The sequence below is a fragment of the uncultured Maritalea sp. genome, from assembly GCF_937139385.1.
GTDB lineage: Bacteria > Pseudomonadota > Alphaproteobacteria > Rhizobiales > Devosiaceae > Maritalea > Maritalea porphyrae_A.
On the sequence record NZ_CAKZPW010000010.1, the window covers coordinates 1 to 14,587 of the forward strand.

The window sequence follows — 14,587 nt, forward strand, 5'->3', positions numbered from 1 at the left end:
GCGCCAAATGCTAGGCAAAAACAGTAAGGCTAGAATGATGGCGCACAAAAAACCAAGTGCGTAAAACATCATCAGCTCAATGACCATAAAAACTCCCCAATCCAACATCCTATTGCTAATTCACAATGATGCGAAAAGATAGCTTCAGATGAAGTTGTGTTTACAAATGGTTAATAACACAAGTTGGGGCTAGTGGTCACGCCACAAAGGCAATTGCGGTTAATGGATTGATGTCAAACAATCACGCCATCAAAACGGATTCCATGTGGGGCTTTGTGTGAACTTTAAATACCCTACATTGATCCCAAGGCGGGCACCAATGCCCGAACGTATGGGCACAATATAGATATCCTTATATTTCATCACGGTCATGCCCACACCACCAACAACATAGGCGGAGCCATCTACCCCTGGATATCGCCCGTAGATCGAATCGGTTGAGGGTAGATTGTAAACCAGCATCATGACCTGTGAACCATCGGCTCCAAAATCAAACCCAAGCGTTGGGCCTTGCCAATATAGAATGTGATTGCCTGCATTCTTTGTGTAGAGTTCGCCGTCGCCATATCGCACGCCACCAAAGAAAGCGCCGGAGCCTTCTTGGCCCAATATGTAGCCATTTGGAAGACCGTAATTACCAACAGCGCGTTCCACAACTGACGCTAGACCTTGGGAGACTTTGCCAAAAAATTGGCCACCGGCTGTCACCAACTCGTTCGCTGTGTAGCGGTCTGAAACAGTGTCCTGCGCTGTTGCGATAGTTGGCATCGCGACTACAGAAACAATAACGATGAGCAGCTTGCAAATCTTGGAAAACATTGGCCCTATTTCCTTAGGTCTTTGATGATCGCGCCGTGTTAATTTGAACGTTAACAAAGCAGACAACACTTTTTGTTAGTCTAAATTCGTTCGCTAACAGGTAGTGTGTAAACAAGGCGATGATGCGGCAATTGAGTAAACAAAGATTAACCATCAGCCGGCTTGCGGTACTTTGTTTGTCGCTTTGTGCGGTTTTTTATCTGGTTGCGCCTTCTTTTGCGCAAACGAGCCGCAATTTCCTTGCCATGTATGTCACAGATCCTTTGTCTGGTTCTGCCATTGAGGGCATGGACCCTGTAAGTTATTTCACTGAACCAGAGCCTTTAATGGGCAAGTCTGACTACGAGTTTTCGTGGAAGGGTGTCTCTTGGTTTTTTGCCACAGAAGCGAACAAAGAGGTGTTTCGCGCTGCGCCAGAAGCCTATGTGCCCCAGTTTGGTGGCTATGGTTTGGCGGGTCTGGCACGTGGATATTTATCGAACGGCAATCCGCGCATTTATTATGTTTATAACCGCCGCCTCTATTTGTTTTATTCAGCCGGAAACCGTGAAGCTTTTTTGCTTGAGAAAGCCGCGATGGTAAACTTCGCTTTTGATAATTGGCTAGAATTGCGCGATCAGTTGGCACGCCAGTAGAGAATAGCAAACCCCTTTTGTTGCTTGGATAATGCGCTCCATGTCTTGCTCCTGTTGGGCTTCGAGCTAAACTGGGCCAACTTGATTCGGTTGGGCAATCATCATGTGCGCCAACCTTTTGCACTTATAAGGGAACGCAATGGCAGAACTGGTTGAAATAAACGGGAATGATTTGGCGGCGATGCTGTGCTCGCGCGTGTGTCACGATTTGATCAGCCCAGTGGGTGCGATTGGTAATGGGCTTGAAGTGCTGGCTGACCCTGAACAGGCAGAAATGGCTGAGTTCGCGCAAGAGCTGATCAACAATGCAGCAAAGCAAGCGCGCGCGAAACTTGAATTTGCACGTTTGGCTTTTGGTGCATCTTCGACCCAAGGTACTGAGATTGATACGCGAGAAGCTGAAAAAGTGGCCCAAAGCTACATGGCTGGCGAAAAAGCAGATCTCATTTGGAAAATTGATCCTGTTCTGCTGCCGAAAAACAAAGTGAAAATGATCTTGAACTTGCTTTTGATCTCAGCAGGTTCAGTGCCGCGCGGCGGTACCGTTACCGTTGAATTGGACGGTGCACCAATGGGGCAAGAAGGCGTTATTCTCACATCAACTGGCAAGAAAACATTGATCCCGCATTTGGTGGGTCCTTTGTTGGCTGGTCGGCCTGAAGATGGACGCATCGATGCGCAGGTTATTCAGCCTTATTATGCAGGTCTTTTGGCCCGCGAGTCCGGTTTGGATGTGACCATTGAAATGGTTGACGATGTGGTGACCCTTAAAGCTGTTGCATCTGCCTAGAATTGGTCTTGGGATGTCTGCTTAGGTGTGAATACGCATAGGTGGTTTCTTCAAGAACTCGTTAACGAATGTGCCCGCAATGTTGCGTCATACTTTTTGTCTGGCGTTTCTTGCGGGCATATTTTTTGGGCGAGCACATGGACGAGCTTTTAAGCGATTTTTTGACCGAGACGGCGGAAAGCATTGAACAGGTTGACGCCGAGCTCGTCGACTTTGAAAAACACCCTGACGATCAAGAGATATTGCGCCGAATATTCCGTTTGGTGCACACCATCAAAGGTACATGCGGTTTTTTGGATTTGCCGCGTCTTGAAGCTTTGACCCACGCAGCTGAGAACTTGATGGGGCAATATCGCGATGGTGCGCCAGTGATTGGCGATGGGGTAGAGACCATCCTTAATTCCATTGATCGGGTCAAAGTTCATCTAGATAATTTAGCCGAAACGGGCGTCGAGCCGGAAGGGGATGATCTTGACCTCATCGATGCGCTCAATCGGTTGGCGGCTGGGCCAAATCATGAAGACTGTTTTGCCCAAGATCCATTGCATATCGAAAAGCCGCCGCTTGATCCGCTTGAAGTTGCATTTTTGGCAGCCCCTGGCCCCGATGATATAGATGATGTGCCCGAAGCTGCTGCGGCCGAACCCCTTGCAGCAAAGCCCGTGGAGAAGACTAAAGCGAGCGGCGCCAACATTGCGGCCCCACTCGCCATTCGGGTGCAACTGCCGGTACTTGAAGGCTTGATGACCATGGTGAGCGAATTGGTGCTCACACGCAATCAATTGATGGCAATCTCTCGGGGCCGTGGAGAAAGCGAGTTCAACGCGCCGCTGCAACGGCTTTGTTCGGTCACGGCGGAATTGCAAGATGGGGTGATGAAAACCCGGATGCAGCCGATTTCTGCCGCGTGGCAAAAAATGCCACGGTTGATACGGGACCTGTCCAAGGATTTGGGCAAAGAAATTTCCCTTGAAATGTCGGGAGAGGACACTGAGCTTGATCGACAAATCTTGGAGCAGATCAAAGATCCTTTGACCCATATGGTTCGCAATGCTGCGGATCATGGGTTGGAGGATCAAGCAACACGGCAAGCCGCGGGCAAAACGGGTGTGGGCACGGTGCGCTTAAACGCCTTCCATGAGGGAGGGCAAATTGTCATCGAAATTGTGGACGATGGGCGGGGGCTTGATGTTGAGGCGCTTAGATCCAAAGCGCTAGACAAAGATATCGTTAGCGAAGCTGAACTGGCCGGGATGAACGACGGGCAGGTTCAACAGTTGATTTTCCACCCCGGTTTTTCCACCGCCAGTGAAGTAACCAGCGTTTCAGGCCGGGGCGTTGGCATGGATGTGGTGCGCTCAAATGTTGAGTTGATTGGCGGTACGATTGATTTGAAGTCGCAAGTTGGGGTCGGCACCACTGTCAGCTTAAAAATCCCACTGACCTTGGCGATTGTGCCTGCGCTGATTATTGCTGTGGGGCAGGAGCGCTTTGCCTTGCCGCAGCGCGCGGTGCGCGAATTGGTGCGGGTAAACAAAAAAGCCAATAAAGTTGAGCGTTTAAATGGCAGTTTGGTGTTGCAATTACGTGATCACTTGTTGCCTGTGGTTGGGTTAAGCGATCTGCTGGGTATGCGGCCGGGCGAGGTGCCAGACGAGGGTTATGTGGTGGTCACCGAAGTTGGCCAATATTGTTTTGGCCTGTTGGTGGACGAGGTGTTCCACACTGAGGAAATCGTTGTGAAGCCAATGATGGGCGCGCTGCAAGGGCTCAAACATTTTTCTGGCACCACAATTTTGGGCGACGGCAGCGTTATTATGATTATGGATCCTTCAGGGCTGGCCAGTTCAGTTGCACAAACCGACATGGGCGATTTGGCCCGGACCCAGCCGGTTGTGGAGGAATTGGACAATCAGTCTGTGCTGACCGAATTGCTGGTATTTGAAGCGCGCGAAGGGGCTCGACAAGCGGTGCCACTTTCGCTGGTTAATCGATTGGAGACTGTTAAACTTTGCGACCTTGAAAAAGTGGATGGGCGGCATTTGTTGCAATATCGTGGGGCGTTGATGCCGATCAATTTCTTGTGTGAACCGCCCCAAAGCATTGAGCGCAAAATGTCGATGCTTGTGTTTGAAGATCGTGGGTTCCGACTTGGCATTGTGGTGGCGCAAGTGCTCGATATTGTGGCCGACCGTATGGAAATTGATGTGGAAGCTCGGCGTGGCGGTTATTTGGGGACCGCTATCATTAAGGGGCGCGCCACGGAAATATTGGATATGGCCTACTATATGGCACAAGAGCATCCCAAGTCATTTGATCGGCAGGCCGACTTGGCCCAACGTAAACGGCGTCGCCTACTTTACGCTGAGGACAGTGCATTCTACCGCAATATGTTGGTGCCGATATTTAAGAGTGCTGGATTTGACGTGACGGTGTGCACGGACGGTGAAGAAGCATATGAGGCGCTGCAGGCAGGTTCGACCTTTGATCTAATCGTTACTGATATTGAGATGCCCGGTATGGATGGGTTCTCGCTCGCTCAATCTGTCAGAGAATTGGCGCACATGGCGGGCACGCCCATTATTGCGCTTTCTTCATATGACGGTCCCAACGTGCAAAGTCGCGCAAAAGAAGTTGGCCTTTTTGACTTTGTTGCAAAAGGGGACAGAGAACACCTTACGCGAGCAGTGAGCCGCGCGATGAGCATGCGGCAGTTGGAGGCAGCATGAGCGAGGAAACCAAAGCGTCAAACGCAATGATTCAGTTGGTAACGCTAAGGATTGGCGGCCAATTGTTTGCGATAAATCTTGAGATGGTGGACGATGTCTTCAAACCTGAACGGTTTACCCCCATCCCGTCGGTGCGTCCTGAAATCGCGGGCATTTTGAACCTGCGCGGGCGCATCATTGTGGCGATCAATACAGACCAACTTTTAGGGTTGCCCCCTATTGAGGCGCCAATTGTTGGGCGGCAGATGGTGAATATCAAATATTTAAACGAATCTTATGGACTTCTCGCAGATAGTGTTGGGGATGTCGTTGCCTATTGTATGGCCGACATTAAACCAAACCCGATCAATCTTGATGGGAATTTGGCGATCTATTGTCAAGGAATCCTAAGGCTCGACGGTGAGCTGATGGCGGTTCTAATGGCAGACAGATTGATCGCGAAAGTTCTTGATCAAGAGGCTGCATAAGCTGCCTGAACGTGCATTTTGAAGGAGAAGCGCAATGAAAACCTGTCTTATTGTCGACGACAGCAGTGTCATTCGCAAAGTTGCCCGCCGCATAATTGAAGACATTGGCTACGATGTTGATGAGGCAGAGGACGGACGCGAAGCGTTTGAAAAATGCACAAAAAGCATGCCGGACACAATCCTAGTGGATTGGAATATGCCGGTTATGACTGGGCTCGAATTTGTCAAAGAATTGCGCAGCTATATTGGTGGTGAGGCTCCCAAAATCTTGTTCTGTACGACGGAAAATGATGTGGGACACATTGCCATGGCCCTTAAGGCAGGTGCCAACGAATATATGATGAAGCCTTTTGATCGGGAAATTATGGAGCGCAAATTCCAGGATCTCGACCAAAAGTAATTTGGGTCGAAAGGAGCGTCCTTATGAAGGCGCGAATGGTGCCCGGGGCAACTGCTCCGTCGGTGCGGGTTATGCTTGTGGACGATTCTGCGGTAATCCGCGGGATTATGCGGCGCTGGATTGATGCGGAACGTGGTTTAGATGTTGTTGGTAGTGCCATTAACGGGCACGAGGCGATCTCTGAGGCTCAGCGTGTGCAGCCCGATGTGATCATACTAGATTTGGAAATGCCCGTTATGTCGGGCATGGACGCTTTGCCCGAACTCAAAACCTTACTGCCCCATGTCAAAATTCTCATTGCGTCCACTTTGACAACCCGTAACGCGCGGGCGTCGCTTGCGGCCATGCGAGCGGGAGCGACGGATTATTTGGCAAAACCTGACGCAGCGGTTTCACGGGAGCATTTTCGTGAACAGCTGTTGGGCAAATTGCGCGCTTTGGGTGGGAGCAAGAACAGCACCGATGGTGCAGCAATTGCAAACGTCGATGGACTTAAAAAATCGAAGCGATGGCAAGGGCAAATGCGTGCGCTAGCCATCGGTGCATCAACGGGCGGGCCACAGGCGCTGAACGAATTGTTTGGTGCATTGTCAGAACAATTCTCAGACTGTGCGGTATTTGTCACCCAACATATGCCCGCACACTTCACCAAGCTACTAGGTGACGATTTGGCTGAACGCATTGGATTGCCTGGTGGTGAGGCCAAAGACGGGGAGCTGGTTGTACCGGGGCGACTTTATATGGCGCCGGGTGGTTTTCACATGCGGATCGTTGAGGAGGCCGGGGCACTGCGCATAGCGCTCGGGGATGATGATGCGATCAATTTTTGCAAACCAGCGGTAGACCCGATGTTTGCAAGCATTGGCACGCATTTTGGCGCGGATTGTGCAGCGGTTGTATTAACCGGCATGGGGAGCGACGGGGCAAATGGGGCGAAACTAGTTCACGAAAAAGGCGGGTTGGTTCTGGCGCAGGATCAGGCCACCAGCACGGTATGGGGCATGCCGGGCGCGGCTGTGGCCGCCGGGGCAGTTGATCAGATGTTGCCATTGGCCAAAATCGGGCCGCGCTTGTTGCAACTTAAGGGATGAGAGAGATTGGGATGCAAGAACATACATATCAAGCCATTGCACGGTTTGTGGCGCAGGAAAGCGGCATTAAACTCTCTGAAGGCAAAGCCTATATGGTGGAAACCCGCTTAACGCCGGTGATGTCGAAATTTGGCATTTCGAGCTTTGAGCATTTGGCCACTCAATTGATGGCCGCAACGGGTGAGTTGCGACAAGCCGTGGTGGACGCAATGACCACCAATGAAAGCTTCTTTTTTCGTGACCGGACGCCGTTTGAATTGTTTGAAAAGGTAATGTTGCCCCGCATGGCGGAAGAAAAACGGGCAAACGGCCAGCCCTTGCGCATTTGGTGCGCGGCGGCGGCAACGGGCCAAGAACCTTATTCGCTTGCGATTTCAGTGTTGGAAAACCAGCGACTTTTGGAAGATATTGATGTTTCCATTTTGGCGACCGACATTTCTCAGGCCGCATTGGCTACCGCCGAAGACGGGCTTTACACACAGTTTGAAGCACAGCGTGGATTGAGTGCGCAACGCTTGATTACGCATTTTGAACAAGAAGGCATCGCTTGGCGTGTGAAACCACAACTGCGCGAATTGATTGAGTTCAAAGAACTAAATTTGTTGAAGAACCTGCATCAGGTGGGGCCGGTGGACATCGTGTTTTGCCGCAATGTGTTGATCTATTTTGATGTCGAAACCAAATGCCACGTGCTAGGTAAAATCAAAAAACAAATCAGCCCCGACGGTTTTTTGATGCTGGGCGCCGCCGAAACGCTAGTTGGGGTGTGTGGCGAATTTTTGCCAACTAGGGAACATCAAAATCTGTTTCAGCCAACCGTTTGACGGGCAACAAAAAAGCCCCGCCAAAATGGCAGGGCTTTGAAATTCGTGTTTGCCGCTAAAAGCCTTATGCGCTTTCAGACAATTCGTTCTCGTCTGGCTCGCGCAGCACATAGCCACGGCCCCAAACGGTTTCGATGTAGTTTTTGCCGCCCGTTGCCGTTGAAAGCTTTTTGCGAAGCTTACAAATAAATACGTCGATGATTTTTAGTTCTGGCTCGTCCATGCCACCATAAAGATGGTTGAGGAACATTTCTTTGGTGAGGGTTGTGCCCTTGCGCAAAGAAAGAAGTTCGAGCATTTGATATTCTTTGCCCGTCAGGTGAACGCGTTGACCGCCAACTTCTACTGTTTTGGTGTCCAGGTTTACAGAAAGGTCGCCAGTATTGATGACCGATTGTGCGTGACCTTTTGAGCGACGAACCACTGCATGAATGCGGGCAACCAACTCGTCCTTATGGAAAGGCTTGGTCATATAGTCGTCAGCGCCGAAGCCCAGGCCGCGAACTTTATCTTCGATGCCAGCAAGGCCAGAAAGAATAAGGATCGGGGTTTGAACTTTTGCCACACGCAAGGTGCGCAACACTTCATATCCGCTCATGTCAGGAAGGTTTAGGTCAAGCAGGATGATGTCATAATCATAAAGCTTACCAAGATCTACGCCTTCTTCGCCTAGATCTGTTGTGTACACATTGAAACTCTCAGATTTGAGCATCAGCTCAATACTCTGCGCTGTTGCGCTGTCGTCCTCAATCAGGAGTACCCGCATGTCGTTCCCCTTGTCCTTGTTCCGTCATGGAACCTACGTGGTGCAGCCCAACATCAGCGCACCAGTTAATGAATCCTACTGGATATGAATCAACCCTAGTGAGAAATAGTTAACAAAGTTTAATTCAGTTCCGCAATATGCACTGAACAACTTTCTTCATTTAGTTTAAGTTATTGATATATATGTAAAAAATGGTGGTTACCAACTTAATAATTTAGTTTAAGAAAAGGTTTCAACCGACTCTTTCGACTCGTTGAATTACATGTCACTGAATGTGTTTTGAAATGGAAGCGGGAGAAGATTTTTTTTCGCTTGAACTGTGAAAATAGTGCGTTTCCGTAAAGGAATCGTTAGCATTAACCGAATCAAAAGGATTGAAAGCGCTTTGGAATCACTAATTGCCGATATTGACGCGATGGATGCCGTTGAGGTGTTTGGCCGGGTGAAAACCGTCCAAGGGCTGTTGGTTGAGGTTATCGGCCCAGTGCGCGAACTGCGCGTGGGTGGTCGTGTGGCAATTGAAACACGGCTTGGCAGTAACCTAATGTGCGAAATCGTGGGCTTTGAAAACGATCATGCGCTTTGCCTGCCATTTGGAGCGCTTGAAGGGGTTCGGCTGGGCTGTAAGGCGATTTTTTATTCGCATGGTGGTACCGCTCAACCGTCAGATGATTGGCTTGGTCGCGTTATTGATGCGAACGGCGACCCGATTGATGGGGGGGCACCAATTCTAAAAGGTGCGGACCATTATCCCTTGCGAGCTTCACCACCGCCTGCGCATGAACGTGCGCGTGTTGGGCCGCCAATTGATTTGGGCGTGAAAATTCTCAATACGTTCACCACCTGCTGCGACGGACAGCGGATGGGCATTTTTGCGGGTTCTGGTGTTGGTAAATCGGTTTTAATGTCCATGCTGGCGCGTAACACAGATGTTGATGTGGCGATTATTGGGCTGATCGGTGAACGGGGCCGGGAAGTTCAAGAATTTATTGAAGATAATTTGGGCCCCGAAGGGCTTAAGCGCGCGGTGATTGTTGTGGCCACATCGGATGAACCGGCATTGATGCGTCGGCAAGCCGCCTATATGACCCTCACACTCGCTGAATATTACCGCGATAGGGGTAAGCGTGTCTTATGTATGATGGACAGCTTGACCCGATTTGCCATGGCGCAACGCGAAATTGGCTTGGCCACGGGGGAACCGCCCACCGCCAAAGGTTATCCACCAACGGTTTTTGCAGAATTGCCAAGATTATTGGAAAGAGCTGGGCCGGGACTAAAAAATTCTGGTTCTGTTACCGGACTTTTTACCGTTTTAGTGGAAGGTGATGATCATAATGAGCCAATTGCAGATGCCGTTCGCGGTATTTTAGATGGGCACATTGTAATGGAAAGGGCGATTGCCGAGCGGGGAAGGTACCCGGCGGTGAATGTTTTGAGGTCCATTTCGCGCACCATGCCGGGCTGTGTTCCGGAAGAATATCGGCCCGTTTTGGCCAAGGCGCGCGAATATATGTCAGTATTTGCTGACATGGAGGAATTGATTCGCTTGGGGGCCTATCGGTCTGGATCAGATCCTAAAGTGGACACGGCCATTTCCATTGCGCCGCAGTTGGACGCGTTTTTGTCTCAACTGCAAGATGAGCAGGTGAGCCTTGAAGAAGGGTATAACCAGCTTGCACAAATTGTCGCCAGTGTAGAAGGCGGCGGGGAATGACGACTTGGTTGGGTAAGGAGTACAAGTCATGAAATCACGCAATGAGTCTCTCATTCGCTTGAGAAAATTTACGGTCGATGAAAAACGTCGCGCCGTAACACAGATTGAAATGATGGTTGCCGATTTTGAACGCATGGCAGCCGAATTGGATCAGCAAATTGAAATCGAACACCAAAAAACCGGCATCACTGATGTTGGCCATTTTGCCTATTCGACATTTGCCAAAGCTGCGGCTGATCGGCGCGATAATCTAACAGCTTCTGCGGATGAAATGCGCATGAAGTTGGAAGCAGCTCAAGACGAGTTGGCCGAGTCAGTTGAAGAGCTGAAAAAGATTGAACTGCTCGATGCACGCGAACACGCGCGTGAAGCGGCAGAAGAAACCAAGCGAGATCAGGCGGAGATGGACGAAATCGCCCTCATGCGCCGACATCGCAAATAGGTTCGTCTAAGCTGTTTGCTTAGCTCACTTACCCTGGAATTTTAAGAGGTTGCATACCACATGGTATGCGGCCTTTTTGGGGGTGTGGGGATGTTGGTTGTTGTGGCAACTTTGACAGCAAATCCTTAGCCCAAAACGTAATCCTACTCACCGGTGACAAAGCGAAAACATCGTCTGCAAATTCAATTGAATGATGGCATTTCGCGCTAGCGATACACAGTTTGAATGTGATAAATGTTGGCGGCTATTTCGTCAGGTTGAAGAGCATGTCCGAATTTTTGTTGTTCTTTGTCATAGGTTTTTTTGCGCAGGCTGTAGATGGCGCCTTAGGCATGGCTTATGGCGTGATTTCGTCAACGGTCCTGATTGCAACAGGTGTTTCGCCCGCTCAGGCATCGGCTGCAATCCATACGGCGGAGATGTTTACGACTGCTGCATCCGGTGGTTCGCATCTGTACAATAAAAATGTCGACTGGAAACTCTTTTGGCGCCTCACGCCGTTTGGCATTTTGGGCGGTGTTCTAGGTGCCTATGTCCTCACATCTATAGATGCTACCGCAGCTAAACCATTTGTGACCACATATTTGGCCATTATCGGTGTATATCTGCTGATCCGTTCATTCATGAAAATTCCATCCAAGCCAGTACCTGCGTCGGTTGTTGCGCCACTTGGATTCGTAGGTGGTTTTCTTGACGCTGCGGGCGGCGGTGGCTGGGGGCCTGTGGTTACCACGGGTCTGCTTGGCGCTGGCGGAACACCGCGATACGTTGTCGGCACAGTAAATGCAGCTGAATTCTTGATCACGTTTTCGGTTTCTTTGACCTTCCTTTTTGCTCTGGTATTTGGACATTGGGACGCTGCAGATGGACTTGGAACAATGTTATTGCCAGTTGCGGGATTGATCGCTGGCGGCGTATTTGCCGCCCCCTTGGCGGCGATCTTTGTACGTCACATCCGCGAAGATTGGCTTTTGCGCATTATCGGGTCTCTCATTTGCAGCATCGCAACATACCAAACCGTGCGTTATTTTGTCTAAACGTTCGCTCATTGGAAAAAACCTGCAATCCAGCATCTAATTGTTTGGAAAAACGTTGAGGTCAGATGTTTCCCAATGATGATGATTTATCTATATTCAACGTCGTCATGCAGAAGAAAACGGTTTGGCAGCTAATTGGTTTTTCCAGATCTAAAGGCCTCAATGCGCATCAACGACCAAATCACGCTTGCCGATTGGGAACTGTCTGAACAGTTCACGCGGGCTAGTGGGCCGGGCGGGCAGAATGTGAATAAGGTGAGCACCGCAGTTGAATTGCGGTTTGAGGCGGAAAGATCTCCGAATTTGACAGACCCAATAAAACGGCGGTTGAAGCGGTTGGCCGGACGGCGTTGGACGCTTGAAGGGGCAATTGTGATTTTTGTGCAGGACACACGATCCCAAGCGCGCAACCGCGAGATTGCACGAGAACGATTGGCGGAGTTGATCCTGAAGGCGGTGGAAAAGCCAAAATTTCGGGTGAAGACCAAACCGACGCGGGGTTCTGTGAAACGCCGTTTGGTGGCCAAAAAGGTGCGTGGTGACGTGAAGAAACTGCGCGGAAAAGTTGAAGAATGATGGCTTTGCCTATTTGAGTTTAGGTGAGGGGCCGGAGCAACGCGCCAGCCCATTTCGCCCACGGTTTTTTCGTTTATCCCACTTGCGCGTTGTGGAGCCCGGCATAGACCCCGTCGTGCGCCAACAATTCATCGTGGCTGCCTTGCTCAACTACCCCTTTTTCGGTGACCACAATAATTCTGTCGGCCTTGCGGATAGTGGCAAGACGGTGGGCCACCACCAGTGTGGTGCGGCCCTTGGAGAGTTCGGCCAGCGCGCTCTGGATTTGTTTTTCAGTTGCGGTGTCGAGCGCTGACGTGGCCTCATCCAAAATCAGGATGGGTGGGTTTTTAAGAAATATACGCGCGATTGAAAGACGCTGTTTTTGCCCACCTGAAAGGCGGATGCCGCGCTCACCCACAAGTGTGTCCCACCCTTTGCTCAAACTATCCACAAAGTTGGCAAGGGAAGCCTTTTGAATGGCGATACGGATTTCTTCGTCGCCAGCACCAAGTCGGCCATAGGCGATGTTTTCCTTGATGGTGCCGGCGAACAGAAACACTTCTTGCGCCACTACGCCGATTTGTTGGCGCAAAGAGCTTTGGGTGAATTGCTGAATGTCGGTGCCATCAATGGTGATTTCTCCGCTATCCACTTCGTAGAAGCGGGGCAAAAGAGCGCAAATGGTTGACTTGCCCGCCCCTGAGGGCCCCACAAGTGCGACGGTTTCGCCATGTTTGATGGAAAGATCTAGGCCTGTGAAAACGCGTGCGTCTTTGCCGTAAGAAAAGCTGACATTGTTGTAGTTGATATCGCCTTTAAGATGATCGACATCAATCGCGTCTGGTGCGTCCACAATGTCGGGCTGGGTATCCATTAACTCAAGAAAGCGGCGAAAGCCTGCGATGCCGCGAGGGTAAAGATCGAGCATGGCGTTGAGTTTTTCAATTGGGCGCACAAAGATACCAACGATAATGAGAAACCCCACGAATTCGCCGCTGGTTAATTGTCCGGTGGTGACGAAGTAGCTGCCGGCCACCATTACCACCAATTGCATAAAGCGGATGGCAAAATATGAGATCGCCCATGACCGGGTCATATAGTTGTATGCTTGCAGTTTGATGGTTCGATATTCGGCCGAGGTATTGCGAAATTGGCTTTGCTCATGTTCCTCATTGGCAAATGCTTTGACCAATCGTGTGCCGCCTACGCTTTCTGCAATGCGGGTATTTATTTCACCTATTTGGGCGAACAGTGAGCGATAGTTGGCGGTCATTGATCGGCCATATTTTGCCAAAAGCCAGGTGATCAGCGGGGTAACCGCCCCCGTGATCAGAGCCATTTCCCAACTGATAAAAAACATGATGGCCAAAGCGCCAGCGAAAGTCATTAAAGCAATGAAGACGTCTTCCGGGCCGTGGTGAGCGACTTCCCCGATATCATCCAAATCCTTGGTGACATGGGTGATGAGCTTGCCCAGTTTGGCGTGGTCAAAAAAGCGAAAGCTGAGCTTTTGTAGATGGTCAAACGCCTCATTGCGCATGTCTGTTTCAATATTGATGCCAAGCTTGTGGCCCCAATAAGAGACGATGGCAATTAGGCATGTATTAAGAACATAGACCCCCAGCAGAACTGCCGCGACGGTGGCGATGAGTGGCCAATCGCCACTTGGTAGGAGTTGATCCACAAACAACATGATGGCCAAGGGGAACAAAAGTTCCAAAACTCCAGACGCGATCGCGCAGCCAAAATCTAAGAAAAACAATCGTTTATGAGGGAGGTAGTATGAAAAAAAACGTTTCAGCATAATAGGTCCGAGCAAATGCGGGGGAAGTATGGATGAAAGCTCGGTTCAGAAGCTGAGGTAAAAATAAGCACGAGGCAGTCTGTTGCGCAACATGGTTGCGCTTTGGTTTTTGGTGAAACAGCGACTTTTGCGTATTGGCGTGTCCAAAATACATCAACTTGACAGCTCCATTGATTCGATATATCTAGAATTATAGAAATATATATGGAGCGCGTGATGACAATAGAGATAACACAAGCAGCGCAAGCGTTTGCAGCGATGGGATCAGAGCCTCGCTTAGAGGTTTTGATGTGTTTGGTGCGGGCAGGCAACAAGGGCTTGTTGGTGGGCGATATTCAAGAACGCACAGGCATTCCCGCTTCAACGCTTAATCACCACCTCAAGTTCATGACCGGTGCGGGCATTGTGCGGCAGGAAAAAGAGGGCCGCAGCATCCATAATTTTGCCCAGCTGGATCAGCTCGAAGAGCTTGCGGGTTTCATCATCAATCAATGTTGTGCCGATGACC

At 50.2% G+C, this 14,587-nt stretch carries 15 protein-coding genes; 12 read left to right on the forward strand and 3 right to left on the reverse strand.

Annotated features, from left to right (window positions below; translation table 11 throughout):
* Window positions 1-249 precede the first annotated feature (249 nt).
* On the reverse strand, window positions 250-819 hold the full coding sequence (locus Q0231_RS00370) for a DUF1134 domain-containing protein (RefSeq protein ID WP_269394803.1): 570 nt from the start codon (window positions 817-819) through the stop codon (window positions 250-252).
* Window positions 820-950: 131 nt separating this feature from the next.
* Between Q0231_RS00370 and Q0231_RS00375 the strand changes: the two genes are divergently transcribed.
* The 7 genes from Q0231_RS00375 to Q0231_RS00405 all read left to right on the forward strand — a co-directional run bounded on the left by Q0231_RS00375 (window position 951) and on the right by Q0231_RS00405 (window position 7,755).
* Window positions 951-1,454 (forward strand): YHS domain-containing (seleno)protein, encoded by a 504-nt coding sequence (locus tag Q0231_RS00375; protein ID WP_269394802.1) that lies wholly within the window; start codon window positions 951-953, stop codon window positions 1,452-1,454.
* A 139-nt stretch (window positions 1,455-1,593) separates the two neighbouring features.
* On the forward strand, window positions 1,594-2,244 hold the full coding sequence (chpT, locus tag Q0231_RS00380; RefSeq protein ID WP_269394801.1) for a histidine phosphotransferase ChpT: 651 nt from the start codon (window positions 1,594-1,596) through the stop codon (window positions 2,242-2,244).
* A 137-nt stretch (window positions 2,245-2,381) separates the two neighbouring features.
* The gene (locus Q0231_RS00385) at window positions 2,382-4,973 is read left to right on the forward strand and encodes a hybrid sensor histidine kinase/response regulator (RefSeq protein ID WP_299343606.1); all 2,592 of its coding nucleotides are present in this window, start codon (window positions 2,382-2,384) and stop codon (window positions 4,971-4,973) included.
* Window positions 4,970-5,440: a chemotaxis protein CheW gene (locus tag Q0231_RS00390; RefSeq protein ID WP_269394799.1), complete on the forward strand. Its 471-nt coding sequence runs from the start codon at window positions 4,970-4,972 to the stop codon at window positions 5,438-5,440. Before Q0231_RS00385 ends, Q0231_RS00390 begins: the two co-directional genes overlap by 4 nt.
* 34 nt (window positions 5,441-5,474) lie before the next feature.
* A complete protein-coding gene (locus Q0231_RS00395) occupies window positions 5,475-5,840 on the forward strand; it encodes a response regulator (protein ID WP_269394798.1) in 366 nt (121 codons plus the stop codon).
* Window positions 5,841-5,863: 23 nt separating this feature from the next.
* The gene (gene cheB, locus Q0231_RS00400) at window positions 5,864-6,931 is read left to right on the forward strand and encodes a chemotaxis-specific protein-glutamate methyltransferase CheB (protein ID WP_269394797.1); all 1,068 of its coding nucleotides are present in this window, start codon (window positions 5,864-5,866) and stop codon (window positions 6,929-6,931) included.
* 11 nt (window positions 6,932-6,942) lie between these two features.
* Window positions 6,943-7,755 carry a protein-glutamate O-methyltransferase CheR gene (locus Q0231_RS00405; protein ID WP_269394796.1) on the forward strand — a complete coding sequence of 271 codons (813 nt, stop codon included), beginning with the start codon at window positions 6,943-6,945 and terminating at the stop codon, window positions 7,753-7,755.
* A 64-nt stretch (window positions 7,756-7,819) separates the two neighbouring features.
* On the opposite strand, the gene ctrA is transcribed toward Q0231_RS00405, so the two are convergent.
* Window positions 7,820-8,521, reverse strand: a complete 702-nt coding sequence (gene ctrA, locus Q0231_RS00410; protein WP_269394795.1) for a response regulator transcription factor CtrA — start codon at window positions 8,519-8,521, stop codon at window positions 7,820-7,822.
* A 385-nt stretch (window positions 8,522-8,906) separates the two neighbouring features.
* On the opposite strand from ctrA, the gene fliI reads away from it, so the two are divergent.
* From fliI to arfB, 4 genes are all read left to right on the forward strand, one after another.
* Complete coding sequence (gene fliI / locus Q0231_RS00415) at window positions 8,907-10,238, forward strand: flagellar protein export ATPase FliI (RefSeq protein WP_269394794.1); 1,332 nt, start codon at window positions 8,907-8,909, stop codon at window positions 10,236-10,238.
* A gap of 28 nt (window positions 10,239-10,266) precedes the next feature.
* Window positions 10,267-10,680 carry a flagellar export protein FliJ gene (fliJ, locus tag Q0231_RS00420; RefSeq protein WP_269394793.1) on the forward strand — a complete coding sequence of 138 codons (414 nt, stop codon included), beginning with the start codon at window positions 10,267-10,269 and terminating at the stop codon, window positions 10,678-10,680.
* A 266-nt stretch (window positions 10,681-10,946) separates the two neighbouring features.
* The gene (locus Q0231_RS00425) at window positions 10,947-11,717 is read left to right on the forward strand and encodes a sulfite exporter TauE/SafE family protein (protein ID WP_269394792.1); all 771 of its coding nucleotides are present in this window, start codon (window positions 10,947-10,949) and stop codon (window positions 11,715-11,717) included.
* 162 nt (window positions 11,718-11,879) lie between these two features.
* The gene (arfB, locus tag Q0231_RS00430; RefSeq protein ID WP_269394791.1) at window positions 11,880-12,293 is read left to right on the forward strand and encodes an alternative ribosome rescue aminoacyl-tRNA hydrolase ArfB; all 414 of its coding nucleotides are present in this window, start codon (window positions 11,880-11,882) and stop codon (window positions 12,291-12,293) included.
* Window positions 12,294-12,366: 73 nt separating this feature from the next.
* Here the strand turns inward: arfB and Q0231_RS00435 are convergent, their stop codons facing one another.
* The gene (locus Q0231_RS00435) at window positions 12,367-14,079 is read right to left on the reverse strand and encodes an ABC transporter ATP-binding protein (protein ID WP_269394790.1); all 1,713 of its coding nucleotides are present in this window, start codon (window positions 14,077-14,079) and stop codon (window positions 12,367-12,369) included.
* Between the two features lie 216 nt (window positions 14,080-14,295).
* Here Q0231_RS00435 and Q0231_RS00440 point away from each other — a divergent pair.
* The coding region (locus tag Q0231_RS00440; RefSeq protein ID WP_299343614.1) for a helix-turn-helix transcriptional regulator at window positions 14,296-14,587 on the forward strand (292 nt) is incomplete at its 3' end.

Bases quoted from the DNA above. Each gene is read 5' to 3' on its own strand.
- Q0231_RS00435 (WP_269394790.1), bottom strand. From the start codon at position 14,079: ATGCTGAAACGTTTTTTTTCATACTACCTCCCTCATAAACGATTGTTT.
- Q0231_RS00390 (WP_269394799.1), top strand. From the start codon at position 4,970: ATGAGCGAGGAAACCAAAGCGTCAAACGCAATGATTCAGTTGGTAACG.
- Q0231_RS00425 (WP_269394792.1), top strand. From the start codon at position 10,947: ATGTCCGAATTTTTGTTGTTCTTTGTCATAGGTTTTTTTGCGCAGGCT.
- fliJ (WP_269394793.1), top strand. From the start codon at position 10,267: ATGAAATCACGCAATGAGTCTCTCATTCGCTTGAGAAAATTTACGGTC.
- cheB (WP_269394797.1), top strand. From the start codon at position 5,864: ATGAAGGCGCGAATGGTGCCCGGGGCAACTGCTCCGTCGGTGCGGGTT.
- Q0231_RS00405 (WP_269394796.1), top strand. From the start codon at position 6,943: ATGCAAGAACATACATATCAAGCCATTGCACGGTTTGTGGCGCAGGAA.
- arfB (WP_269394791.1), top strand. From the start codon at position 11,880: ATGCGCATCAACGACCAAATCACGCTTGCCGATTGGGAACTGTCTGAA.
- chpT (WP_269394801.1), top strand. From the start codon at position 1,594: ATGGCAGAACTGGTTGAAATAAACGGGAATGATTTGGCGGCGATGCTG.
- Q0231_RS00385 (WP_299343606.1), top strand. From the start codon at position 2,382: ATGGACGAGCTTTTAAGCGATTTTTTGACCGAGACGGCGGAAAGCATT.
- Q0231_RS00395 (WP_269394798.1), top strand. From the start codon at position 5,475: ATGAAAACCTGTCTTATTGTCGACGACAGCAGTGTCATTCGCAAAGTT.
- ctrA (WP_269394795.1), bottom strand. From the start codon at position 8,521: ATGCGGGTACTCCTGATTGAGGACGACAGCGCAACAGCGCAGAGTATT.
- Q0231_RS00370 (WP_269394803.1), bottom strand. From the start codon at position 819: ATGTTTTCCAAGATTTGCAAGCTGCTCATCGTTATTGTTTCTGTAGTC.